This is a genomic window from Streptomyces flaveus (assembly GCF_014647675.1).
Taxonomy (GTDB): Bacteria; Actinomycetota; Actinomycetes; order Streptomycetales; family Streptomycetaceae; genus Streptomyces; species Streptomyces flaveus.
Window position 1 is genome coordinate 1 of record NZ_BMPQ01000084.1, and the last position, 944, is coordinate 944.

Annotated in this window: 1 protein-coding gene; it reads left to right on the forward strand. The window is 68.8% G+C overall.

Features of this window, described 5'->3' with window-relative positions; genetic code table 11:
• Nucleotides 1-58: 58 nt before the first annotated feature.
• Nucleotides 59-944 (forward strand): glycoside hydrolase family 43 protein (locus IEZ21_RS46895; protein WP_246568993.1); only part of this gene is annotated, 886 nt, incomplete at its 3' end.

Consider the following 944-nt stretch of genomic DNA (forward strand, 5'->3'; position numbering starts at 1 on the left):
CCCCCGCATCTGACCAGCTGCTCAGTCCCCGACCCGCAGCACCAGGAAGGACCACACCATGGCCAGTACCGCCGTCCATGGGCCAACGGCTCACCCGACCGCAGTGAGATCACCCGCCACCGGTACGAGGCTCACCCGGGCAGCCGCCTGGGTGGTGGGCCTCCTGCTGGTGTTCGCCGTCGTGCCCGCCGCGGTGCAGCCCACCGCGGCCAGGGCCGACAACCCGATCGTGCAGCACGTCTACACCGCCGACCCTGCCCCGCTGGTGCACAACGGACGGGTCTACCTCTACACCGGGCACGACGAGGACGGCTCCACCTCCTTCGTGATGAAGGACTGGCGGGTGTGGTCCTCCGCCGACATGGTCAACTGGACCGACCACGGCTCGCCGCTCAGCCTGGCCACCTTCAGCTGGGCGTCCTCCGACGCGTGGGCGGGCCAGGCCGTCGAACGGGGCGGCAAGTTCTACTGGTATGTGCCGGTGACGGCCCGGGCGACCGGCCGGATGGCCATCGGCGTGGCGGTGTCGGACAGCCCCACCGGCCCGTTCCGGGACGCCCTCGGCCACCCGCTGGTGGAGAACACTGAGATCGACCCGACCGTCTTCATCGACGACGACGGCCAGGCCTACCTGTACTGGGGCAATCCGAACCTGTGGTACGTCAAGCTGAACGCGGACATGACGTCCTACGCAGGCAGCCCCGCCCAAATTCCGCTCACCACCGCCGGGTTCGGCACCCGCACCGACAACCCCGACCGCCCCACGCTGTACGAAGAAGCACCCTGGGTCTACAAGCGGAACGGCCTGTACTACATGGTGTATGCGGCCAGGTGCTGCTCGGAGTTCATCGCCTACTCCACGGCACCCAGCCCGACCGGGCCGTGGACCTACCGTGGAACAGTCATGCCCGCCCAGGGCAACAGCTTCACCAACCACGCGGGCA